This is a genomic window from Desulfosediminicola ganghwensis (assembly GCF_005116675.2).
Taxonomy (GTDB): domain Bacteria; phylum Desulfobacterota; class Desulfobulbia; order Desulfobulbales; family Desulfocapsaceae; genus Desulfopila; species Desulfopila ganghwensis.
In genome coordinates, this window is sequence record NZ_CP050699.1 from 4142317 (window position 1) to 4164880 (window position 22564).

Annotated in this window: 18 protein-coding genes; 11 read left to right on the top strand and 7 right to left on the bottom strand. The window is 48.7% G+C overall.

Annotated features, from left to right (window positions below; all coding sequences use genetic code 11):
- Positions 1-20: 20 nt before the first annotated feature.
- Entirely contained in the window at positions 21-1751 is a 1731-nt protein-coding gene (locus FCL45_RS17690; protein WP_136798339.1) for a sigma-54-dependent transcriptional regulator, read from the bottom strand.
- Positions 1752-2111: 360 nt separating this feature from the next.
- Between FCL45_RS17690 and FCL45_RS17695 the strand changes: the two genes are divergently transcribed.
- From FCL45_RS17695 to FCL45_RS17705, 3 genes are read left to right on the top strand one after another with little or no spacing between them, the layout of a single operon-like run.
- Positions 2112-3659, top strand: a complete 1548-nt coding sequence (locus FCL45_RS17695) for an ABC transporter ATP-binding protein (protein WP_136798340.1) — start codon at positions 2112-2114, stop codon at positions 3657-3659.
- The gene (locus FCL45_RS17700; RefSeq protein WP_217907601.1) at positions 3649-4731 is read left to right on the top strand and encodes an ABC transporter permease; all 1083 of its coding nucleotides are present in this window, start codon (positions 3649-3651) and stop codon (positions 4729-4731) included. Before FCL45_RS17695 ends, FCL45_RS17700 begins: the two co-directional genes overlap by 11 nt.
- Positions 4731-5651, top strand: a complete 921-nt coding sequence (locus FCL45_RS17705) for an ABC transporter permease (protein WP_136798341.1) — start codon at positions 4731-4733, stop codon at positions 5649-5651. Before FCL45_RS17700 ends, FCL45_RS17705 begins: the two co-directional genes overlap by 1 nt.
- Here FCL45_RS17705 and FCL45_RS17710 read toward each other — a convergent pair.
- On the bottom strand, positions 5631-5846 hold the full coding sequence (locus tag FCL45_RS17710) for a hypothetical protein (protein WP_176360063.1): 216 nt from the start codon (positions 5844-5846) through the stop codon (positions 5631-5633). The genes FCL45_RS17705 and FCL45_RS17710 overlap by 21 nt on opposite strands.
- A 159-nt stretch (positions 5847-6005) precedes the next feature.
- On the opposite strand from FCL45_RS17710, the gene FCL45_RS17715 reads away from it, so the two are divergent.
- The gene (locus FCL45_RS17715) at positions 6006-7070 is read left to right on the top strand and encodes a BMP family ABC transporter substrate-binding protein (RefSeq protein WP_136798342.1); all 1065 of its coding nucleotides are present in this window, start codon (positions 6006-6008) and stop codon (positions 7068-7070) included.
- Between the two features lie 105 nt (positions 7071-7175).
- On the opposite strand, the gene ppk2 is transcribed toward FCL45_RS17715, so the two are convergent.
- Positions 7176-7961 (bottom strand): polyphosphate kinase 2, encoded by a 786-nt coding sequence (gene ppk2, locus FCL45_RS17720; protein WP_136798343.1) that lies wholly within the window; start codon positions 7959-7961, stop codon positions 7176-7178.
- Between the two features lie 549 nt (positions 7962-8510).
- On the opposite strand from ppk2, the gene FCL45_RS17725 reads away from it, so the two are divergent.
- The 7 genes from FCL45_RS17725 (at position 8511) to FCL45_RS25460 (ending at position 16504) form a co-directional block, all read left to right on the top strand.
- A complete protein-coding gene (locus tag FCL45_RS17725; RefSeq protein WP_136798344.1) occupies positions 8511-8825 on the top strand; it encodes a hypothetical protein in 315 nt (104 codons plus the stop codon).
- A complete protein-coding gene (locus FCL45_RS17730; RefSeq protein WP_136798345.1) occupies positions 8822-9274 on the top strand; it encodes a periplasmic heavy metal sensor in 453 nt (150 codons plus the stop codon). Before FCL45_RS17725 ends, FCL45_RS17730 begins: the two co-directional genes overlap by 4 nt.
- Complete coding sequence (locus FCL45_RS17735; protein ID WP_136798346.1) at positions 9274-9843, top strand: RNA polymerase sigma factor; 570 nt, start codon at positions 9274-9276, stop codon at positions 9841-9843. Before FCL45_RS17730 ends, FCL45_RS17735 begins: the two co-directional genes overlap by 1 nt.
- Positions 9844-9922: 79 nt before the next feature.
- Positions 9923-11152, top strand: coding sequence for a TolC family protein (locus FCL45_RS17740; RefSeq protein ID WP_136798347.1), 1230 nt, complete (start codon positions 9923-9925; stop codon positions 11150-11152).
- A complete protein-coding gene (locus FCL45_RS17745; protein ID WP_136798348.1) occupies positions 11139-12803 on the top strand; it encodes an efflux RND transporter periplasmic adaptor subunit in 1665 nt (554 codons plus the stop codon). The genes FCL45_RS17740 and FCL45_RS17745 overlap by 14 nt, the downstream gene beginning before the upstream one ends.
- The gene (locus tag FCL45_RS17750) at positions 12793-15933 is read left to right on the top strand and encodes an efflux RND transporter permease subunit (protein WP_136798349.1); all 3141 of its coding nucleotides are present in this window, start codon (positions 12793-12795) and stop codon (positions 15931-15933) included. The genes FCL45_RS17745 and FCL45_RS17750 overlap by 11 nt, the downstream gene beginning before the upstream one ends.
- A 64-nt stretch (positions 15934-15997) precedes the next feature.
- Positions 15998-16504 (top strand): copper-binding protein, encoded by a 507-nt coding sequence (locus FCL45_RS25460; protein ID WP_136798350.1) that lies wholly within the window; start codon positions 15998-16000, stop codon positions 16502-16504.
- A gap of 261 nt (positions 16505-16765) precedes the next feature.
- Here FCL45_RS25460 and FCL45_RS17760 read toward each other — a convergent pair whose 3' ends face one another.
- The 4 genes from FCL45_RS17760 to FCL45_RS17775 all read right to left on the bottom strand — a co-directional run bounded on the left by FCL45_RS17760 (position 16766) and on the right by FCL45_RS17775 (position 22435).
- Positions 16766-18181 (bottom strand): sigma-54-dependent transcriptional regulator, encoded by a 1416-nt coding sequence (locus FCL45_RS17760; RefSeq protein WP_136798351.1) that lies wholly within the window; start codon positions 18179-18181, stop codon positions 16766-16768.
- Positions 18178-19230: a protein-tyrosine phosphatase family protein gene (locus tag FCL45_RS17765; RefSeq protein WP_136798352.1), complete on the bottom strand. Its 1053-nt coding sequence runs from the start codon at positions 19228-19230 to the stop codon at positions 18178-18180. Before FCL45_RS17765 ends, FCL45_RS17760 begins: the two co-directional genes overlap by 4 nt.
- A gap of 46 nt (positions 19231-19276) precedes the next feature.
- Positions 19277-21745 carry a PEP/pyruvate-binding domain-containing protein gene (locus tag FCL45_RS17770; RefSeq protein ID WP_136798353.1) on the bottom strand — a complete coding sequence of 823 codons (2469 nt, stop codon included), beginning with the start codon at positions 21743-21745 and terminating at the stop codon, positions 19277-19279.
- 72 nt (positions 21746-21817) lie between these two features.
- Positions 21818-22435, bottom strand: coding sequence for a hypothetical protein (locus tag FCL45_RS17775; protein WP_136798354.1), 618 nt, complete (start codon positions 22433-22435; stop codon positions 21818-21820).
- Positions 22436-22564: the final 129 nt, after the last annotated feature.

Here is a 22564-nt window from a genome sequence, read left to right on the forward strand (position 1 = left end):
AAGACAAGGGTGCAGAGCCATCAATTGGTTAGATTGTATTTGACTATTTTTCGATAAATTGTTCTACGACTCATATTGAGCATCCTTGAGGCTTTGGCCTTGTTACCACCAGTTTCTTTCAATGCTCTTTTCAACCTTTCCAGTTCGTTATCCTGAATCGGTATCTGGCTCAAACCCTCATCATCCATGCCGCTCTCTCTTTGTATTTCCATCGGCAGGTCAGATGTTGCTATCATGCCCGTTTTGCAAAAAATGTACGCGTGCTCCAGGCAGTGCTTCAGTTCACGTATATTTCCAGGCCAGGAATACTTCTGAAAAAAGTTCTGTGCATTCTCTGTCATGCCTCTGATTTTTTTGTTATATTGACAATTGAGCTGTTGAATAAAATAACGTGTCAACAGAGGTAGGTCATCCTTACGCTCTCTCAGGGGCGGAAGGGAAATTTGAACTACTTTCAGCCTGTAATAAAGATCTTCGCGAAACTCTCCCCTGGCAACCTTTAAAGCAAGATCAGAGTTGGTCGCGGCAATGATCCGTACCTCCACTTTTTCTGTCGTTGAACTCCCGACACGTTCAAAGCACATTGTCTCGATAACCCGCAATAATTGCAGCTGCGTCTTCGGCGTAATATCACCTATCTCGTCTAAAAATATCGTGCCGCCATCCGCAAAATGAAATCGCCCATCCCGTTGAGTGGTCGCCCCGGTAAATGCGCCTTTGACATGACCAAATAGTTCACTCTCGAGAATATTCTCCGACAATGCGCCACAATTAACCTTTATGAGCGGCCCATCCGACAATTTCCCGAAGCTGTGTAACGCATCAACCGTCAGCTCCTTGCCCGTTCCACTTTCCCCAGTGATTAACACCGTTGTCCGCAACTCACCAAGAGTCCTTATGAGTTTTTTAACTAATATCATTTGGGAATTTTCACCTATCAGCTTGGCAAGCTCAGGCTCATCCACGGACAGGTTCTCCTTCTGGTGCAGTTTGGTCTCATCCCGCATAACCATTACATAACCGGAAAACCCATTGCTGTTTTCAAACAATGGCGAGACACTCAAGTTGACTATCTGATTGTGTTTATGTGTACGTTGGCATTCAATATAGCAATGTTGTTTTGCCTCATTCCCGGTAAACACATCTTGCAGGATTCCCAGACATCCTCGCCCACAATCAACAGCCTGCTCGCTGATAGGTCTGCCAACCGCATCACTCAAACCACAGAGCACCATAGCGGCCTCGTTGAGGTGCACGATCCTCATAGACGTATCGACAGTGACAATGCCATCCCTGACACTTCTGAAAATTGTTTCAAGATTTGATCTATAGTATTCGTTCTCACCAGATAGATGTTTCTGGCGCAGGGCAAGCCTGGAGGCTTTGAGAAGTTCATTGAGACGAACCGGTTTGAGAATGAAGTCGATGACTCCCAGCTTAAGCGAGATTAGAGCCTTATCGATATCCGGACTGCCGGTCACAACAATTACCTGCGTATCAGAATATGATTCGCGTACTTTCTTGAGGAAATCGAAACCGAGGCTGCCAGCGATAGCAATTTCTACGAATATTATGTCGTACTCCGTACGCGACAAAAAGATTTCCGCCTCTTCGTAACTGGTAGTCAGGGTAACCTCAAACCCCTCTTCCAGGAGGAAGTAGTTGAGAGAAAAACGGGATGTTTCCTCATCATCTATGATAAGCGTTTTCTGGGTGGGCCTCCTGTAACAGGAGAGACTCTTCTGATCCATTTTTTTGCGTTATATCATAGGCGATTACTGGAAAACAAACAAAACGGCTTGGGCTGCAAACAATCACAACCGATGCTACATTCCCACAAACAATCTTATTAAATTGTATCCTGATTAGCAGCAAATGTGAAAAGCGTTCTCCCAGTAAATCGAGTTTTGGCACAACTTTTCAGCAAAGTCGAATATCTCAGTAAATGCTTGACTCCTAAAATCATCGTGCCCATGAATTCCTTTGGATGAAAATTTTTAAAAAAAAGGGTATACGCTATGTTCCCTTTATTAACATGTTATGTTTTGCTCCAGTAATCCGCAGAGTTCACTGCGATAACCTGGCAATCTTAAAGCAGTAGCGCGAGACTGATGAAGAGTAACTCTGATAAATCCAATTTTCTATTGGAACTCCAGGGAATGACCAAAAGCTTCCCGGGAGTGTTGGCCAACGATTGTGTCGATCTGTGTCTTCAATCCGGCGAGGTGCATGCCCTCCTTGGCGAAAACGGCGCAGGCAAGTCGACCCTGGTGAAGATGATCTATGGCATCCTCAAACCAGACAGCGGCACCATCTATTACAAGGGCACACCTGTTGAAATAGACTCACCAGCCAAGGCGCGTGAGCTTGGCATTGCCATGGTATTTCAGCACTTCTCCCTGTTTGACTCCCTCTCCGTCGTTGAAAACATCTCTTTAGGCATGGATGAAGAGGTTGACCGTGAGACACTCGCCAAGGAAATCATAGAGGTTTCTGATCGTTACGGCCTTCCCCTCGATCCCCATCGCCATGTCTATACACTCTCAGTTGGCGAGCGCCAACGGATCGAGATTGTTCGTTGCCTCCTGCAGAAGCCGCAACTGCTGGTAATGGATGAGCCAACCTCGGTGCTTACGCCCCAGGAGGTGAAAAAGCTCTTTGTCACCTTGAAGCGCCTTGCCGGCGAAGGTCTTGCCATCCTTTACATCAGTCACAAACTTGACGAGATAAAAGAAATCTGCCAGAAAGCCACCATTCTGAGAACGGGCAAACATATTGCCACTGTGGATGTTGAAAAAGAATCCACCTCTTCTCTGGCCACCATGATGATGGGCGAAGAATTCACCTCCAGCCAGGCAGAACGCACAACTGACTTTGGTGAAATTCGCCTTCAGGTGAAAGGCTTGAATCTGGCCGCAGCCGAATCAACCGGTGTCTCTCTCACTGATATTGATCTTGACGTCCGGGCGGGTGAGATTGTCGGCATTGCCGGTGTGGCCGGTAATGGCCAGGATGAGTTGCTCAAGGCACTCAACGGCGAGGAGAGCTGTAAAAATAACGAATGCATCATTATTGACGGAAAACACTCCGGCAGGCTTGATCCCAACGCCAGGCGACGTGCAGGTCTGGCCAGCGTCCCTGAGAAGCGTCTCGGCCATGGTGCGGTGCCGGACATGAGCCTGGTTGACAATGCGTTTATGACAGGCTTTCAGCGGATGAAACTGATCATGCGGGGCCTGATCAATTACGGCAGGACTAAAAAATTCGCCAACCGGGTCATTGACGATTTCAGCGTCAAAACCCCCGGCTCAAATGTTCAAGCCGAGAGTCTCTCCGGCGGCAACCTGCAAAAGTTCATAATTGGCCGTGAGCTGACCCAGAACCCTGACATTCTCATTATCTCCCAACCGACCTGGGGTGTTGATGCCGGTGCTGCCCAGACCATCCGCGATGCTCTGCGCGAGCTTGCCAACAAGGGAGCGGCAATGCTCATAATATCCCAGGATCTTGATGAATTGATGGATATCTCAGACAGAATCGGCGCTATCTGCGGCGGCCGACTGTCCAGATTTTACCCTACAGACGAAATGACCGTCGAAAAGGTCGGGCTCCTGATGGCAGGTGTCTCGCTTGAAAAAGGAGAGAACAATGCTGCCTAGCCTGGTCAAACGTCAGCAGATTTCAAAATCGATGGTTTACCTTTCACCGGTGCTTGCCTTTGTGCTTTCACTGCTGGCTGGTGTGATACTTTTTATTATTATGGGTGTTTCTCCACTCGCTGCCCTGCATTCCTATTTTGTCGAGCCGCTCTCATCCAGTTATAATCTGGCCGAGCTTGCGGTGAAAGCAACCCCTCTTGTTCTCATCGGCGTGGCGCTATCTTTGGGTTTTAAAGCAGGAGTGTGGAATATCGGCGCCGAGGGCCAGCTGACAATGGGCGGCCTCTGCGGTGGTGTGGTCGCCCTGTACTTTTATGATCAGCAAGGGTTTTATATCCTGCCGCTGATGCTCGCTGCAGGTATGGCCGGTGGTATGGCCTGGGCCGGAATCGTGGCCTTTTTACGGGTGCGCTTTAACGCCAACGAAATCCTCACCAGCCTGATGCTCAGTTACGTGGCTGGTCTGTTCCTGAACCTGATGGTGCATGGTCCACTCAAGGACCCGGATGGATTTAACTTTCCTGAATCAAGACTGTTTGGGGATTCCGCCATGCTGCCTATCCTCATCGAGGGAACACGACTGCATGTTGGCGCGCTGATGGCATTGATAGCTGTCGGCCTGGGTTGGGTCATAATCTCCAGAACTCTGCTCGGTTACCAGATCAAGGTTGCCGGTTCAGCACCTGCGGCCAGTGCCCATGCCGGGTTCAGCGGTGCCCGAATTATCTGGATAACCCTCCTGATCGGAGGTGCCATGGCCGGACTCGCTGGTGTCATAGAGGTTTCCGGCCCTATCGGTCAATTATTGCCGTCCATTTCTCCCGGTTATGGCTTTACCGCCATCATTGTCGCCTATGTGGGCAGACTGCATCCGGTTGGAGCGCTTTTTGCGGGCATCTTGCTGGCGCTCACCTATCTGGGTGGCGAAATGGCGCAAATCCAACTCAACCTGCCGGTGGCTGTTACAGGCGTCTTTCAAGGCTTGCTGCTGTTTTTCCTGCTGGCCTGTGACGTACTCATTCACTATCGCGTTCAATTCGGTAAGCCTGCTCTGGCTCGGGAGAAGAGATAATGGAAGCATACATTCCCATGCTGCTCACTATCATTACAGCAGCAACACCACTATTATTTGCCGCAATCGGCGAGATGGTTACAGAAAAATCCGGGGTACTGAACCTTGGTGTCGAGGGGATGATGGTCATGGGTGCCATCATCGGTTTTCTCACCGTTCATGTCACCGGCAGTGCCACCTTCGCTATCCTGGCTGCCATCATGGCCGGTATGGTAATGGCTGCCCTGTTTGGCGTTTTAATTCTCTATTTTCACGCAAGCCAGGTGCCAACCGGCCTTGCATTAACCATTTTTGGTGTCGGCCTGAGTGCTCTGGTTGGCCAGTCAATGATCGGTGTGGCGTACCAGGGTATTCCCGATGTCTCGATCCCATTTCTCTCCGATATCCCGCTCCTTGGCGATCTGCTGTTTAACCATGACATAATGGTCTATCTCAGTGTGCTGATGGTTGGCCTAGTTCATCTCTTTTTAACACGGACCAGAGCCGGTCTCATTCTGCGTGCGGTGGGCGACTCCCACGATGCCGCTCATGCCATGGGCTATTCAGTTATTCGAATCAGATTCCTGGCTACTCTTTTCGGTGGCGCCATGGCCGGCCTGGGTGGAGCATATCTCTCCCTCGCCTACTCGCCGCTCTGGGTTGAGCAGATGACCGCAGGCAGAGGCTGGATCGCCCTGGCACTGGTGGTATTTGCCAGCTGGCGCCCATGGCGTGTGTTGTTTGGCGCATACCTCTTCGGCGGTATCTCCATCCTGCAGCTCCACGCCCAGGCGTACGGCATTGCGGTGCCGGCCCAGGTGATGTCGATGCTGCCGTACCTGGCAACCATCGTCGTGCTGGTAATTATTTCCAGGGATCTTTCCAAGATACGCATCAATGCCCCGGCAAGCCTCGGCCGCTCATTTCATCCGAGCAAATAAATCATTTTCCTTTCGCTCCAGCGACGTTGTTACGCCATCGTCGATGGAGCGCTTTTCTTTTCTCTTCTCACCTGCCATCGAAAGCTGACAGGCGAGAAGACCGTTGCCGAGTCTGCACCCTTCACGGCATCTCCAGTCTATGATTCCCCGCGTAATACCGTTATCGTTGAGCCATGCTCGTTTCAAGCGTGACAAAAACTGTAACTTTATTATATTTCAAATGTTTGTATTCAGATTGTGTATGCTTTGTAAACAGGATGGCGGGTTGAAGCGAATAGAGTTGATGCTTCCAGTTCGCGAGGGGTTGTTTACAATTTAAAATTTCACCAGTTGATTTCACAAGAGGAGAGCGAGATGTTGAAAAGAGCAGCAGTAGCATTAATGCTTGCCGCAGGGCTGGCATTTGCCGGCAGCGCGGCAGCTAAAGAGACTAAGGTTGGTTTTGTATACGTAGGCCCGATCGGTGACCACGGTTGGAGCTACCAGCATAACCAGGGACGTCTTGCGGTTGAAAAAGAGCTCGGCGTGAAGACCTCTTACGTTGAGAGCGTCTCCGAAGGTGCGGATGCTGAGCGCGTTATCCGCCAGCTGGCAAGCTCCGGTCACGACCTGATCTTCACCACCTCGTTCGGTTACATGAACCCGACCGTTAAAGTGGCAAAGCAGTTCCCCAATGTGAAGTTCGAGCACTCCACCGGTTACAAACGTGCTGATAACGTCACCACCTACTCCGCCCGCTTCTACGAGGGACGCGCCATCATCGGTGCAATGGCCGGCAAAATGACCAAATCCAACGTAGTTGGCTACATCGGCTCATTTCCTATCCCGGAGGTTATCCGCGGTATCGATGCCTTTACCATCGCTCTTCGCAAGGTAAATCCTGAAGCGACAGTGAAAGTTGTCTGGGTAAACTCCTGGTTTGATCCGGGCAAAGAGAGTGACGCGGCCAAGACTCTTATCGATCAGGGCTGTGACATTATCGCCCAGCACACCGACTCCCCTGCCCCACTGCAGGTTGCTGAGCAGCGTGGCGTATACGGTTTCGGTCAGGCTTCCGACATGATCAAGTTCGCACCGAAAGCCCAGCTCACCGCCATCGTCGACAACTGGGACCCATACTACATCGAGAGAACCAAGGCGGTAATGGACGGCACCTGGAAGTCTGAGGACACCTGGGACGGCCTGAGCACCGGTATGGTAAAAATGGCTCCTTACGGAGATGCGGTACCTGAAGATGTTCGCAAGATGGCTGAAGAGATCAAGCAGTCCATCATCGACGGCTCCTTCCACCCGTTCCAGGGACCAATCAAGAATCAGAAAGGCGAGATCGTTGTCAAAGAGGGCGAGGTGCTCTCCGACAAGGAACTTCTCGGCCTGAGCTGGTATGTTGAGGGTGTTGAAGGCTCCATCCCCAAGTAATACAGCAAAGCTGATTTACCTCAAACGGCACATTGGATAAACTTCCAATGTGCCGTTTATATTTTCCCCCACCTCACTCCTCACTCCTCACTCCTCACAATGAGACTAATACAACTCTTTAACTGTATGCCTGAAGTTGATTTTCTTCGGCATCCCTTTCACCCGTTTTTTGCGCTTGCCAAGGTCGGGCGCCTCAAATTCCAGATGTTCGTAAGGAATCATACTGAGTAGGTGAGTTATGCAGTTCAACCTGGCTTTTTTCTTGTCATCTGCCCGCACCCTGTACCAGGGAGCATGTTCACTATCCGTCTCCTGGATCATTCGATTATAGGCTGCGGTATAGTCCCACCACCTCTGATATGACTCCACATCCATCGGCGAGAGTTTCCATTGCCGCCTGGGATCGGTCAACCGCTTCCTGAACCGTCTCTCCTGTTCCTCCATGGTGACATCGAAAAAATATTTAATGAGCACGATACCGACAGTTGTGAGATACTTTTCAAATTGAGGCGTGTTCGCCAGAAAATTTTCATATTCCCACTCGCTGCAAAAGCCCATCACCTTTTCCACCCCGGCACGGTTATACCACGAGCGGTCAAAGAGAATCACTTCCCCCGCCGCCGGCATGTGCTTGATGTAGCGTTGCATATACAACTGTGTTTTTTCGCGTTCATTGGGAGCAGGCAAGGCAATCACCCTGAAAATCCGGGGACTGACCCGCTCCGTTATTCTTTTTATGACTCCGCCCTTGCCTGCAGCGTCCCTCCCCTCAAAGACCACAACCACCCTGAGGCCCTGCTCTTTTACATAACGCTGCAACAGACACAGCTCAACCTGAAGCTTCTCCAGTGCCTTTTCATATTCCTCGGTGGAGAGTTTATCCCTGGCCATGAAATCCTCCCTTTATAGTTTGAGAACCACGTATCATGCTGAAACATCTACCTGATACTCACCACCTCCCTCTCAATGTGATTAGGTAGCCCCTATTCTCTATCAATATATCAGGGAATCATCTCTTTTATGCCTCTGGCGCACTTTTATTATCAGCCTTTCAGGCCTATTCCCACTTTCACCTTGCCCGTTATAAGAGAAAAGAACGTACTCTGGGCTTGATAAAGATTCTGATTTCACTGAAAATCAATATGAATATTTTGACATCAGGCTGATTATTCGAACGAAATTTGACGGCTCATGGAAAAGCAAAAAAAAAAATTACTTTTCATATACTCCGGTTCGAGAGCCGGTAGGAATCAGAAAGCTACAACAGCATGGAGAAAATGGTGCACCAGCGTTTAGCAAAAGCAGAACCACGACACATTACAGCCGAATCAAATACCAGCCCCTGCTCCCTCAAAAATTTTTCTGAAGGTAATCGAAAATGTTTTGAGGGGTCGAAGTACTGTCTTCGTATAATTATTATTAACGAACCAGGAGGTTGATATGGATAACATAAGGCGAAAAATAGACAGTTCTCTTCGAAAGCAACCTGATTACAGGCGGCTGGAAAATTTATCTGGCGATGTCTGGGAGAGAGTGCGTTCGGCCAGGAAAGAGGACAAGACCGGTTTTGTTATACCGATAGGTTTTAAAGTCGCCACCCTCGGTCTGAGTCTGCTCGCCTTTGTCGCCTTATCGCAGGTGTTGCTTCAAGCCAACCAGTATCAGTCTGATATCTTTGACCTGAGGTATTTTTCATATCAGTCCGCCCCCTCACTCAATCTTGCGTCAGTTCAGACCTGGGAGTTTACACCATGAAATGGAAATTTTTGGTTTCCCTGGCTGTTTTTTTCTTTTGCGGTATTTCAATCGGCCTGTGGGTTGGTCAGAAAACCGCTCTCGATAACGCCCTGAAAGTTGCATGCAGACCGGCTGAACCTCAGGAACTGGACTCATTCTATACAAACGTACTGAAAGTCTCTGATGAGCAGAAAACCGAGCTCACTGAAATACAGCAAAGGTATCAAAACAAAAGAAACCATTTCACCAACAGGATGCACCAGGCGAATTTGCAACTCGCGGACGTGATCGAACATGAGGGGTACGAAAGCGATAAAATACAACCTCTGGTCTCTGAAATACATGCTGCCATGGGAGAGCTACAAACACTTTCCCTGACGCACCTCGCTACGATTGAAAAGGTTCTCGACCAGAATCAGGCTGCACTTCTCAAAAACAATGCAGTAATGAGACTCCGCCAGAATTAATGCTGAACGGTCAAGAAGAAAACGACGCAATCCTGGTTCAAAGACTCGTAGCAGGCGAAAATATTGCCCTTGATATCATCATGAAACGGTATCAGGAGCCACTCTTTTTTTTCGTGCTTCGTTATGTTCACGATGAAGATGTTGCCTACGATCTGGTGCAGGAAACATTCTTTCGTGTTTACACCAGGGCGGAAAAATATAACCCGGAATACAAATTTTCAACATGGCTGTATCAGATAGCTCTCAATCTCTGCCGCGACTTTGGGCGAAAACAGACGCTTCGAAAATTTTTTTCTTTGTCTGACCAAAGCGATGGAACAAAGGCCAAAGCCGAAATGGTGCATGATGCCCGGATTGAGGAGAGTTATGACACTGAAGTTGAGATTGACAAACTGCATGAGGAGATAGCCAGACTACCTCACAAACTGAAAGCGGCTCTTATCCTCTACACCCTTGAGGAAAAAAGTCAGGCAACATGCGGCGAGATTCTTGGCATAAGTCAGAAAGCTGTTGAAACAAGAGTTTACCGTGCCCGCAAAGTTCTCGAACAAAAAATGGCAGGACGTTGAAGGAAGAAACGACTTACCATGTATCATTAAAAGCATAAGGTTATTTTGATTCTCTTAAAATAGTTCACAGGGAGGTTTTATGAAACATGTCCTTTTCACGGTTCTCCTGACATTCAACCTTTGCATAAGTCAGGTATACGGCAAAGAACTGGGCTATTATCTCGACCTGCTTGACAAGCATCCGAAGATTCAGGCCGTGCTCGAGCAGCATAACGCTCTTCAATACCAGGCCGAAGGAGCCATGGGACTACCGGACCCATCGGTTTTCCTGGGGGTTGACAATGTCCCGATATCTGACCCGGCATTTGACCGATTTCTTCCCACCTCTAAAGTAATCGGCCTCTCACAGGATATCCCCAACACCAAGGGCAGAAAGGCACAAAGAGACATTTTCCTCTCCACTGCCGGCAGTACGGAATTGCTGGCCGAGTACACCAGATCCCGTCTCCAGGCACTCTTTTTCACACGAATAGCCGAATTGCAGAGGGTGAATAAGCAGGCTGGATATGAGGAACAAAAGAAACTGATCATCGATCAACTGCAGGATTACTATGAAGGACAGATTGTTGCAGGTGAACCGATATATCAAAAGACCTTTCTGACAGAAATTGAACTCGCTGAAGTCGAACAAAAACTCAATTCCCTGCAAGCCGAGAAGGCTTTCATCGAGGCTGACCTGATCCAGCTGATTGGAGAAATTCCCGAAATTGATGATCTCGACTTTGACGAGAAACTGTGGACAGGTGACCTGGGCGAACTGTATCCGGTCCAGCTCGCCGCCAGCAACATAGAGGTTGAAAAAGCCCGTGTCAATTTAGCCGACAGCAAATATTCACCAAATTTTGGCATGGTCGCGACCTATAAAATCAGAGAGGACGGTGAAAATGATTCATTTGATGGTGACGACTGGTTCTCTCTCCAATTCAGGATGACCATTCCTCTCTGGGCATCCAAAAATCAACATCCCAAACTTGAGGCGGCCCAAAGCGGCAGAAAAAGTGCCCAGCATATTTACGACGAGGCCATCAGGACCTGGCAAATGGAGACAACCCGCCTTTTAAGTGAAAAGCACTCCTCTTTCCTCAACATAGAGGTTCTGCAAAAGAAAGACATGGCTCTTGAAAAGAAGATTGAAGCAATGGAGAGGACCTATTCGGCAGGCCAGACAAGTCTTGAACCTGTCCTCCAGGCGGAAATAGCACGGCTTTCCCTCCTGTCGCAGATTACCGGCGAAAAAACCCAGTACAGACGTATTGCTGAAGAACTCAACGCACACATAACACCTACAGATATCCATGAAACTTATTAAGCAATTTCAGGCTACTCGTGCCGCACTGTGTACTCTTACGCTCCTCTTTACCCTGCTGAGCGGATTCATCCACGCGGCAGAAACTCAATACACCTGCCCGATGCATCCGCACTATATCTCCGACTCCTTTGGCACCTGCCCGATCTGTGGCATGGATCTGGTGGAATTGGAAGGGGGGGCGGTTATCGAGGGAGATGAAGCGGAGCACGGTCTTACTTTGCCTCCCTACATGATTCAGCGCACAGGGGTTCGGATCAAACCGGCAGAAACAGCCTATTTTGGCAGATCCATCCGGAGTTTCGGCGAAGTGGTCGTCAACCAGAGGCTGCAAACCGATGTTTCGTTACGCGTGGAGGGGTGGATAGAGGAGTTGATCGTTAACGCCGAGGGCGATGAAGTGGAACCCGAATCATTGCTGTTTCGCTTTTACAGTCCACAGCTCATTGCCGCCCAACAGGACTATATTACAGCACTCTCCTCCGGTATCACCGACAGAGTCAGGGTGACAGAAGACAGACTGCGCTCTCTTGGTGTGCAGAAGAAAGTGGTTGAGGAGATACGAAACAGAAGACAGATCAAACCCAGCCTGCCGTACTACGCGGAGCAGAAAGGGAGCGTAGAAAACATCTCGATCCGTCAGGGAAGTTATTTGCGTCCCGGAGCTATTGCCATGCGAATTCAGAGCTATGAACAGGTCTGGGTACGTGTCAACCTGGCCGAACAGGACATCTCATTCGTCAACCGGGAGAGTCGGGTAGATGTGGATTTTCCAAACATCGGCATTCACCGGGAAAATGTAACAATCGATTACATTTCACCGGCGGTTGAAGAAGCCACCCGTACGGCGCAGATGCGTCTTATTCTGGAAAACCCCGACGGTATCATCCGCCCCGGTACCTATGTGGATGTGACAATCATGTCCGATATCAGACCCCGTCTGGCTGTTCCATACGAGAGCGTCCTGCAGAACAAGGAGGGAAGCTACGTGATACTCGAACGTGGCGATGGAACCTTTCAGGCACGGGAAATCTTGACCGGTCTGCAGTACAAGGGACTTATGGAGGTTCAGGCCGGTCTTGCAGAAGGTGACCAGGTTGTGCTCTCCGGCCAGTTTCTCATTGATTCTGAAAGTTCACTGCGTGAATCTTTTCGACGTATGGAAAAGCTGGCGCTCTCCCTTGCCGAATTGGATGTGAGCGAACACCAGCTTGTACTGCTCAATCATATGGTCGAGGGAACCCTCTACGTTCATGAGGAGCTTATAGCCGGCAGACTCCCCAATCCCCAGTTACTTGATGTTGCCGAACAATCTGCACAAAAGCTGTACCATGAGATGAAAGGAAGCAGACTTGCCTTTGTGGCTGAGGATTTTCTCGCTACTTTACAAGACCGTGCCGGGATTATGACATTCAGTGGCTGGCGGGAGCTGCTTGCCGGCTCAGTAGAGGCTATCGAGCCCTGGGTTCTCGAGGGTCGCCCCCGCTATTACAACGAGCTTGGCCTGGCTTTTTTTACTACAGAAGACAGGCGTAGCTGGATACAGTTGGCCGGGGACATACAAAATCCTTTCGGCGATGATGTCACGGCACGCGAAATACCCCTTGATGAGAATAACCTGAAAGGGTCAGAGGAGCACTCACATGCACAGTAACGAAAGTGAGAGCACCGGAGCCATCGCAAGTCTCATCGCCTGGTCGGTAAAGAATCAACTGCTGGTTGCTCTATTTGTCATTACCCTCCTGGTCGCTGGGATTCGCGCTCTGGGCGAAATGCCTCTTGATGCCATCCCGGACATGAGCGATACCCAGGTGATCATCCGCACTGACTTCGCAGGTCAGGCCCCACAGATTGTTGAGGACCTCGTTACCTACCCGCTTTCAACGACCATGCTCGGCCTGCCTCGCAGTAAAGCAGTGCGCGGGTTCTCCATGTTCGGTACCTCATTTGTCTATATCATTTTTGAGGACGGGGTTGACCAGTACTGGGCCCGGTCACGGGTTATTGAAGCGCTCTCCAAAATAGGGGCCGAATTGCCGGAGACAGCCCGTCCGCAGATTGGCCCGGATGCAACAGGTGTCGGCTGGGTATATCAGTATGCCGTAATTGACCGGAACCAGATATATGATCTGGCCCAACTGCGTAGCCTGCAAGACTGGTTTCTCCGTTATGAGTTAGCCACTGTACCAGGCGTGGCCGAGGTCGCTTCGGTTGGCGGATTTGTAAAAGAGTACCAGGTCCTGGTAGATCCCAACCGGCTTCGCGCTTTTGATGTACCATTAGTCCGTTTGATCGAAGCTGTTCGTAAGGCTAGTGTAGAGGCGGGCGGCCGTGTTCTTGAACGGGGCGAAACCGAATATATCATCCGCTCCAAAGGCTATGCTGAAAACCTTGAGGATCTGCAGAAAATCGTCCTGTACTCGCGAAATAGCATTCCGGTTTTGCTTACTGATGTGGCTAGTATTGTTGAGGGACCGGAACTGCGTCGGGGTGTTACCGAGCTTGATGGTGAAGGCGAGGTTGTGGCCGGCATCGTGGTAATGCGGGTCGGCGAGAATGCCTTGAACGTCATCCGCGGCATAGAAAAGAAGATAGATGAGATAAAAAGCGGCCTGCCTGAAGGTGTTGAGATTATCCCCGTCTACAACCGCGCCCCCCTTATAGAAGGTTCCATCTCCTATCTCCAGGATAAGCTGATAGAAGAAGGTATCGTCGTCGCAATGGTCTGTCTTGTATTCCTGCTCCATGCCCGCTCGGCCCTTGTGGCGATCATCACCCTGCCGCTGGCAATTCTCGCTGCTTTCATCGTTATGACAGCCCAGGGAATTACCGCCAATATCATGTCTCTTGGCGGCATTGCCATTGCCATCGGTGCAATGGTGGACGCATCCATCGTTATGGTGGAAAACGCCCACCGTAAACTCTCTGAGCTGGGAGGTACCATAAGTAAACGGGAAAGAGCTGAAGTAATTTTACAGGCGGCCCAGGAAGTAGGTCCCGGGCTGTTTTTTTCTCTATTGATAATCACCGTCTCCTTCCTGCCCGTCTTTGCCTTAACCGGACAATCCTATAAGCTTTTTTCTCCCCTTGCCTACACCAAGACCTATTCCATGGCCTTTTCCGCCCTGCTTTCGGTAACGCTGGTACCGGTGCTGATGCTCTGGCTGATCAGGGGGCGGATACGCAGAGAAGATGAAAACTGGATTAACCGATTTTTCATATTTATTTACAGGCCTTTACTGGTACGAGCCCTTAAGTGGAAATGGCTGACCATAGTTCTTGCCCTACTGATGCTCATTTCCATGGTTTATCCAGTCTCCAAAACCGGCTCTGAGTTCATGCCTGCCCTTTACGAGGGTGAGTTACTGTACATGCCGACAACCTTACCCGGCATCTCAGTTACAAAGGCCAAAGAGATCCTGCAGAAGACCAACCTGCTGATTCGCTCCGTGCCGGAGGTGGAGATGGTTTTCGGTAAACTTGGTCGTGCCGAAACCGCTACAGATCCTGCACCTGTCTCGATGATTGAGAGTTGGATTCGCCTGAAGCCCAAAGAAGAATGGCGAGAAGGGTTGACCAAGGACGATCTGATTAAAGAACTCGACAAGAGGGTCAAGTTGCCGGGACTGGTCAACTCGTGGGGTTACCCCATCAAAATCCGTATGGATATGATTTCAACAGGTATCCGCACTCCCATCGGCATTAAAATCACCGGAGACAAGCTTGAAACAATTAACCGCCTGGCTCTTTCTGTAGAATCCGCAGTCAAGGATATAGATGGTACCCGATCTGTTTTCGCTGACCGGGTAACTGGCGGGAAATACCTGGAAATAACACCGGACCGTGACAAAATAGCCCGTTACAACATAGATCTCGGCACTGTTCAATCCATCATCGGCACCGCCCTGGGCGGCAGCAGGGTAAGCGAGGTAGTACAGGGTAGAGAACGGTACAACATTATTGTCAGGTACGACAGGGCGTTCCGGGAAGACTTTGATGATCTCACCAATATTTTAGTACCGACCCCAATGGGTCAACACATACCCCTGGGCCAATTAGCGGACGTTGAGTTTGTCGAAGGCCCGCCCATGATCAAGTCTGAAAACGCCCGGCTGACAGGTTGGGTTTTTGTGGACATCGACAGCAGGGATATTGGCAGCTATGTCGACGAGGCAAGGGATATTGTTAACCAAAAGGTTGCTCTTCCTCCCGGATATAACCTTATCTGGTCAGGTCAGTTCGAGCAGATGCAGGAAGCCGAGGAACGAATGAGGATCGCAGTGCCTGCAACGATTCTTATAATTTTCACCTTGCTTATGCTGCATTTTGGCAGACTCGACAGGACATTGATGATTATGCTCTCTCTACCGTTCGGACTGGTCGGTGGAGTGTGGGCAGTGCACCTTGCGGGTTATTACTTCTCAGTAGCGGTTGGTGTGGGTTTTATTGCCCTTGCCGGTATCGCAGTGGAGACGGGGGTGGTGATGTTGCTCTACATCGACCAACAGGTAAAGATGACCAAACCGGCAAACAGGAAAGAATTGCTGGATGCGATCATTTTCGGTGCCGCCCTCAGGGTAAGGCCCAAACTGATGACGGTTGCCACAACAATGATCGGACTTACCCCCATTTTTATAACCGAAGGCCTGGGCTCCGATGTTATGCGCCGTATTGCCCTGCCAATGATAGGTGGAATGGGCAGCACAACGCTGCTCACACTTTTTATGATTCCTGTGGTCTACTTTATCTGGGAAGCGGGAAAACTGAAAAAAAGTGAGGGATGAAAGAAACTACATCGTATTAGTATAAACAACATCCCAATCAACACATTCTACAACGAGGTGTATTATGCAATCTATGACAATCAAAGCAGTAATAGCGGCATTCGCCATTTCTCTTATCTCATCAGTGGCGATGGCTGAAAAGCATGGTTCAATGCAGGGCCATGACTCTATGGATCACAGTGCAATGGATCAATCCCAAGGAAAGCAAGCCGAAATGAATCACGGTTCAATGGATCACGGTTCAATGGATCACGGTTCAATGGATCACGGTTCAATGGATCACGGTTCAATGGATCACGGTTCAATGGATCACGGCAAAATGGGAGATACTGCTGATGGAGACACCCCAGCAATAATGGGTGTCGGGGTTATCCACCAGGTCAGCAAGCTCAACAGGATGGTCAACATGACCCACGAGCCGATTCCGGCCCTGAACTGGCCGGAAATGACCATGGATCTGCCTGTGGCAAAATCTGTGGACCTGGGAAGCATCAAGGCCGGTGAGCAGGTTAAATTTCATCTTGAGCTTGGTCCTGACAACAAATATATCATCACGGATATCATGAAATAACCTTGATGTCCCTATTCCAATTGCAGCAGGAGCGACAACCTCTTATTGTCGATACCTGCTGCAAACGGAACTGGTCGTGGAATATTTGTAAGGATCAGTTCTCTCCCGATTTTCTCTCTGTTTCCCCCCTTACGGTTATCGGATAGCATCTTAACCAGACCAGCCTGCTGAATGTTTTGGCTTGGCAGTGCAAACTGTCAATCTAGGAAGGCTCTGCACCTGTCAGGCGGAGAGAATGATTTGGTACGGGAAATGAATACTCTATGATTTAAAATCAGCTGAAACGATGTTGTAGCGCCGCATGATTCGTTGTAATCCCTGGCGTTCCAGACCGCAGGCTGCGGCAGCATTGGTCACGTTTCCCTGATGTTCCTGCAGAAGATTACGCAGATATCCCACTGAAAAGCGCCTGAGAATTTCAGATTTGGCATCATTGTAATGGATTGGATACAGATCCTCAAACCGCTCTGTCTTATTGGCAGAATCAATTTCACCTTCACCATTTTCTGCAATACCGCTATCTCCAATCAATACTATTCGTTTGATGGTATTCCGTAGTTCGCGGATGTTTCCCGGCCAGTTGTTCGAGTAAAGATATTGCAGGGTCTTGGGAGATATTTCAGCTTCCGGCCGGTTGTAATGATCTTTGAAGTATGAGAGATAATGGTGAATAAGCAACGGGACATCTTCCGACACCTCACGCAAACTCGGCATTGTAATGGTGACGACGTTTAGGCGGTAAAAGAGATCTTCCCTGAATTCTCCTGCCTCTATCTTTGCCTCAAGATCCTGATTGGTAGAAGCAACCACCCTGGCATCAATCTTCATGGTTTTATTCTGGCCAAGCGGCTGAATCTCTTTTTCCTGCAACACCCGTAAAAGTTTGGTCTGCACAGAGACAGGGATATCCGCAATTTCGTCCAGCAGGATAGTTGAGCGGTCAGCTTCCAGAAACAACCCCTTTTTCGCCTGCACTGCCCCTGTAAATGCGCCTTTTGAGTACCCGAAAAGTTCACTCTCAAGAATATGCTCAGGAAGTGCGGGACAATTCACTGTTACCATCGTATGGTTTTTACGATTGCTGAGATTATGCAGGGCTCGGGCAGCAACTTCTTTCCCCGTCCCGCTTTCACCGCGAATCAGCACCGTTGCATCCGTGTCGGCAACTCTTTTGATGAGGTCGAGAGCGCGCTTTAAGGCAGGGCTTTTACCTACAAATCCTTCAGGTTGAGCAATAGTGTTGAGCTGATTCTGTAATCGCTGATTTGTTCGAAGCAGGGCAGTGCGCTCGAGTCCTTTTGTGGCGATATGAACAATATGATTCTGATCAAACGGTTTCTCCAGAAAATCATATGCACCATCTTTTAGCGCCTGCACGGCCATATCTATGGTGCCGTAGCCCGTCATGATTATGACTGAAATCGTGGCGTCATGTTCGCGAACTTTTTTAAGCAGCTCCAAGCCGTCCAGGTCCGGCATCTTGATGTCGGTTACAATGACGTCCGGATGTGAATTTTTGAGTTTTTCAAGAGCAACCCTACCTGAAGCAGCGGTAATAACATCGCAACGGCATTTTTTTTGGATTACAAGCCGTAGCATGGCGAGCATATCCGGCTCATCATCGACTATCATGACCAGTTTGGGGTTTAATTGGGGTTTATTGCTATCGCTGGTCATGTGTTACCGGTGTTTTTTTGGGCTGCTAAAAATTGAAAGTATTTTTGTATAAACCTGCCGGATACAACATCAGTCAGCTGCACCTGCGGAAGAGATGTATTGCTGCTCACGTCAAAGACCGCGCTGAATATTTCTTTTGAAAGATTCTCCAGTTCAGCCTGAATTGTTTTCTCTACTGCAGTCACATCATGATCATGCAGCCTGCAGCTTACTGGTCTGAATTGATGCAGCAGGCAGGCGACATCGCGGTACAGCGGGCAGGTTACCTCGCTGGCTGTTGTTGTATTGTTTATAGCCTGTTTGTCCCCTGTAGAAAATGTTTTTTGTGGGCGACTGAATTGATCAATCAGATTGTTTCGCTGGTCGATGCTGAGGAATACATTAATCTTGGTATGAAGATAGAGGGCTTCGATCAGGTACAAATTGATTTCGCCGTCACAATGACTGCAAGCTTGCGGAGTTGTACATTCAGAACATTCAGGAAAGCGGGAACGTAATGATTCGAGTAGCAGTTCGTAACGCAGGAAAAACGGTTCAAGGTCATCATTCTTTCTGTTTTCAGGAGTGGGCTCCTGCAGGGAAAGCTGACCTTCTTTTTTGCCGAATTTTCTGAGTAACCACCACTGGGAAAAATTCGTCGGTGTCGCCCGTGTGCTCTTAAGCATTTTTCCGGCTTTATTTAAACTGAAGCCGCGGCGAAGCAAATAGGCTGTAATAAATGTGCCGGTTCTGCCGATTCCATGACGGCAGTGGACAAGAACTTTTTTACCAAGGTAAACTGCCTCATCAAGCCATTCAAGCCCTTTTTCCATCTCGTCCATGGATGGTGCTGTTTCATCAGGGATTGGAATCCAGAAAACCTCAAAACCGGCCTGCTCTTCAAGTTCATGTAAGTCGCTGAACTCACCGCAAAGGTTGACTATCGCATCTATTCCCTGCTCTTTGAGCCCGCCAAGTTCGTCGTAGGACATGGGTGCCCGTGATACTACGAGATTATCCGTTATCCAGAATAACGGATAATCTACCATTTTCAGATCAGCCTTTTTCATCAGCGCGCTTTTCCTGTAATAGCGTGGGATTTTTGCTAAACATTAATTATCCCTCCTGTGAAAATGAATAGCGGCCAGCAAAGAAATCTGCAGCACACGACTGAACCATTTCATCATCTTCAAGCACCATATCCATGAGTTTGGTTGCGCCGAGGAGACGCCCAAGCATATCCAGTTTTTCTTCCATGATTTCTACGGCAAGCCCGGGAAGTTTTGCCTCAAGTAAATCGCCTTTTACAACTACATGAAAACCAAGTTGTTTCAGGACCAGATGTATAAATTCTATACGCAGTGATCTATGCCAAAAGTCACCACCACCTCCGGCAAAGCGAAGCATACAGTGATTTTCTGCACTGTTCTCACTGCAGAGAACGTCTACAATAGTGAAGTGATAACCGAATCGAATATTGAAGTGGAGGTAGTCTTTGCTGATAACGGCGTAACTGGCAAAGGCAAAGCTATCTTTTTTCGGAGGGACAGCACCGGATAATTCAATTCGTTCATAGGCTTCCCAATCAAAAGGTTTCTGTTTCCACTTGACATCAGGATGGCTTAATCCCCGCCACAAAGCATGAAAAGGTATGGATTTGATGGCTGCAAGCTCCACAGGAGTGTTTGTTGAACCAGCAGATGACATTCCGCCACCCACGTCAAAAAGATAAACATCAAGTGGAATATCGGCTGCAAAACGAACTGCGCCACGCGCAGACCCTGGCTTTCCGGTAGAAAAGAGCGCCTGAAGGCCTTTTTCATGACAGAAACGGATGATGTCGTGCATAGAGCGACATCCTTCAGGAGTAAAGTTTTCGGCAGTCGGGTCGATGAGCTCAAGAGGTGCTATAAATTTCAGCATTTCTCCTATAACACGTCGATATTTATTACCTGTGACAGGACGTTGCTTTTTATTCAGTAACTCTTCAACTCTTCCTGGATATACGGTTCCCCTAAAGCCATCCACCGTGACAAGGTCCCCGGTAGTAAAACGTGTGTATGCATCATCAATAGCGCTGAGAAACGGTACTCCAAATTCACGGGCCACAGTTGCAAAATGGCTGGCCCGACTGCCACTCTGACTCAGGACTGCTGAAACCCTGTGAATGATTTTCACATAATCGGGAGGAGTATTGAGGCATACAAGTACGGCACCGGATGGAATATCATCTAAATTATGATTTTCATCCAGCCTGTAAATTATGCCTGAGGCTGTTCCTGCAGATGCACACTCGCAGTTGTCTACAAGTGCGTTTGCATTGTGTTTATGGATTACAAGCTGCTCTTCCGAATCTTGGAGTATTGAATTATGTAGTGATCTGGCCTGCAGGATAAATATTTTGTCAGAGGCATCAACTGCCCACTCGATATCCTGAGGAGTCTGGTAATACTTTTCAATATCGATAGCCAGAGCCGAAATTTTGCGAATGTGCGTTTCGGCAATCTCTGAACAGGCTTCTGAACATTTCCTGATGTCGTGTGGTGCTGTACGCTGCACCAGAAATTGAGCTGGGGTAGCCCTGCCACCGACCAGTTCTTCACCGATTCCATCAATCACATGAAGATGTATGCTGTCCCGTTTTTTGCTCAAGTCAAGAATGTCACTGGTGTATGCAACTCCACTGAATTTTGCGGGAATCATCTTCATCACCAGTACGGACATGGTGGTCTCCTCATCTCCCCACCCCTGGCGAATACGGTAATACATGGCACCCGGCGAATATTTGGAAGCGAGTACATCTTTATACGCTTTCAATACTCCTGCTCTGCTGACGTTGAGAACCGTTTCGAACTGGCCTGCAAATGAACTGTCACCATCTTCTCCCAGCGCACTGCTTCTGACAGCGACACGCAGGACCGGATTGCCTTCGGCAAGTGTATCAAAACCTGAAAGTATATCCTGCTCAAGGTCTGCTGGTGTGACTCCTGAAGTGATCAGCTCAAAGAGTTGCTTCGAGGTACTTGAGAGTGATTCAGCAGAGTGTATATCAAGGCTTGCCAGCAAGCCATCGATTGTCTCTCTAAAATTGTTGTGCTCTATGAACCGGTGAAAACTGTTGGTGGTAATAACAAATGCTTTAGGAACATCTATATTCAGTTCGTTTTGCAGCGTGGCCAGATGTTGAGCTTTGTTGCCGACACAGTCAATGTTCTCAGCTATCGAGTCCAGTGTCAGAATGTATGGTGGAGTGGTAGGTGTTCGGGGAGGTTCCAGGAGAAAGCGGGTGTAAAAATCGAATTTCTTATGGTAATTCCTGAGGGCGGAATATTTGCCTGGCTCCATCAATTCAAGCGCATCAAGCATTGCTGAAACATCAGCGGAGAACAGCCCGAAACGCTCTCGTACCCTGGCATAATCCTCAGGCTGTTCGCTATAAAGCAACTCCTGAAGTTCCGCCATCTGCTCGTGGCAGCGAACGTCGTACTGCAGGAGTTGTTTGAGCGCCTCATACTGTTCGCGCAACAGAGTGCCCGGTGCCAGAAGTTGATAACTCCAGCGTTTAAGAAGTGACGTTATCAACATAGTGAATGAAGAGGAATTATGTCTGAATTGTATTGTTATCTTCTGCTTGAGCTATGACAACATATGTAGTGATCAGCATCCCGATTCTTCGGTATGGGGCTTTACCGACCCGAAAGAGGTACTGGTTAATTTCCCAATGATCTTTGGAATAGCATACCACAGCAGATATCCTGCAATGATGGAGATTATGTACCAGACTACTGCACCAACAAAAATCGGCTCACCACTTGTTGACGGCAATTGAGTAACATATCCCCGGCCGAAAAATTCCAGCAGACGCTCAGCTCGATAAAATTCGTTAATGAAGGCGAACATGAAAAATATCGGCATAACTCTTCTGGCTAGGCCAAGAAGAAAACCTTCAAAAAAATAGTCGTAATATGCCCGGTTCAGTTCAGCCTGGTCGATATTACGAGCCAGTCGTTTACCTTTTTCGCGGTCTTCGCACTTTAACGCTTCCTGACGCAACTGGAACCAGTGCTGGAAGTTTTTTTCTAACTCCCCATAACGCTTGGTAACAATAACGCGATTGAGAACTTTGGTGACGGCTATGGTACAGAGTGCCAAAAAGCTTATCAGCACAACAGGGCCTAAAAAATGCAGATGTTGCAGCACTCCATCCAGGCTATTGCCGAGGAACTGAATTCCGGCCTCAATATATTCCCATAATCTATCTAGAAAATCTTCCATCCTGAATACTCGCTTTTAAAGTTTTCCGGCGGAGTAACGTTTGGGGTACTCCGACCTTTTTGTTACGTAGCATATTTTTACCACAGACATTGCAGAAAAAAAATTCTGTAGCAAAAATATGGTACGTAT

Bases quoted from the DNA above. Each gene is read 5' to 3' on its own strand.
- FCL45_RS17730 (WP_136798345.1), top strand. From the start codon at position 8,822: ATGAAATGGAAATTTTTGGTTTCCCTGGCTGTTTTTTTCTTTTGCGGT.
- FCL45_RS17695 (WP_136798340.1), top strand. From the start codon at position 2,112: ATGAAGAGTAACTCTGATAAATCCAATTTTCTATTGGAACTCCAGGGA.
- FCL45_RS17715 (WP_136798342.1), top strand. From the start codon at position 6,006: ATGTTGAAAAGAGCAGCAGTAGCATTAATGCTTGCCGCAGGGCTGGCA.
- FCL45_RS17740 (WP_136798347.1), top strand. From the start codon at position 9,923: ATGAAACATGTCCTTTTCACGGTTCTCCTGACATTCAACCTTTGCATA.
- FCL45_RS25460 (WP_136798350.1), top strand. From the start codon at position 15,998: ATGCAATCTATGACAATCAAAGCAGTAATAGCGGCATTCGCCATTTCT.
- FCL45_RS17750 (WP_136798349.1), top strand. From the start codon at position 12,793: ATGCACAGTAACGAAAGTGAGAGCACCGGAGCCATCGCAAGTCTCATC.
- FCL45_RS17725 (WP_136798344.1), top strand. From the start codon at position 8,511: ATGGATAACATAAGGCGAAAAATAGACAGTTCTCTTCGAAAGCAACCT.
- FCL45_RS17775 (WP_136798354.1), bottom strand. From the start codon at position 22,435: ATGGAAGATTTTCTAGATAGATTATGGGAATATATTGAGGCCGGAATT.
- FCL45_RS17765 (WP_136798352.1), bottom strand. From the start codon at position 19,230: ATGAAAAAGGCTGATCTGAAAATGGTAGATTATCCGTTATTCTGGATA.
- FCL45_RS17735 (WP_136798346.1), top strand. From the start codon at position 9,274: ATGCTGAACGGTCAAGAAGAAAACGACGCAATCCTGGTTCAAAGACTC.
- FCL45_RS17745 (WP_136798348.1), top strand. From the start codon at position 11,139: ATGAAACTTATTAAGCAATTTCAGGCTACTCGTGCCGCACTGTGTACT.
- FCL45_RS17760 (WP_136798351.1), bottom strand. From the start codon at position 18,181: ATGACCAGCGATAGCAATAAACCCCAATTAAACCCCAAACTGGTCATG.
- FCL45_RS17700 (WP_217907601.1), top strand. From the start codon at position 3,649: ATGCTGCCTAGCCTGGTCAAACGTCAGCAGATTTCAAAATCGATGGTT.
- FCL45_RS17770 (WP_136798353.1), bottom strand. From the start codon at position 21,745: ATGTTGATAACGTCACTTCTTAAACGCTGGAGTTATCAACTTCTGGCA.
- ppk2 (WP_136798343.1), bottom strand. From the start codon at position 7,961: ATGGCCAGGGATAAACTCTCCACCGAGGAATATGAAAAGGCACTGGAG.
- FCL45_RS17705 (WP_136798341.1), top strand. From the start codon at position 4,731: ATGGAAGCATACATTCCCATGCTGCTCACTATCATTACAGCAGCAACA.
- FCL45_RS17690 (WP_136798339.1), bottom strand. From the start codon at position 1,751: ATGGATCAGAAGAGTCTCTCCTGTTACAGGAGGCCCACCCAGAAAACG.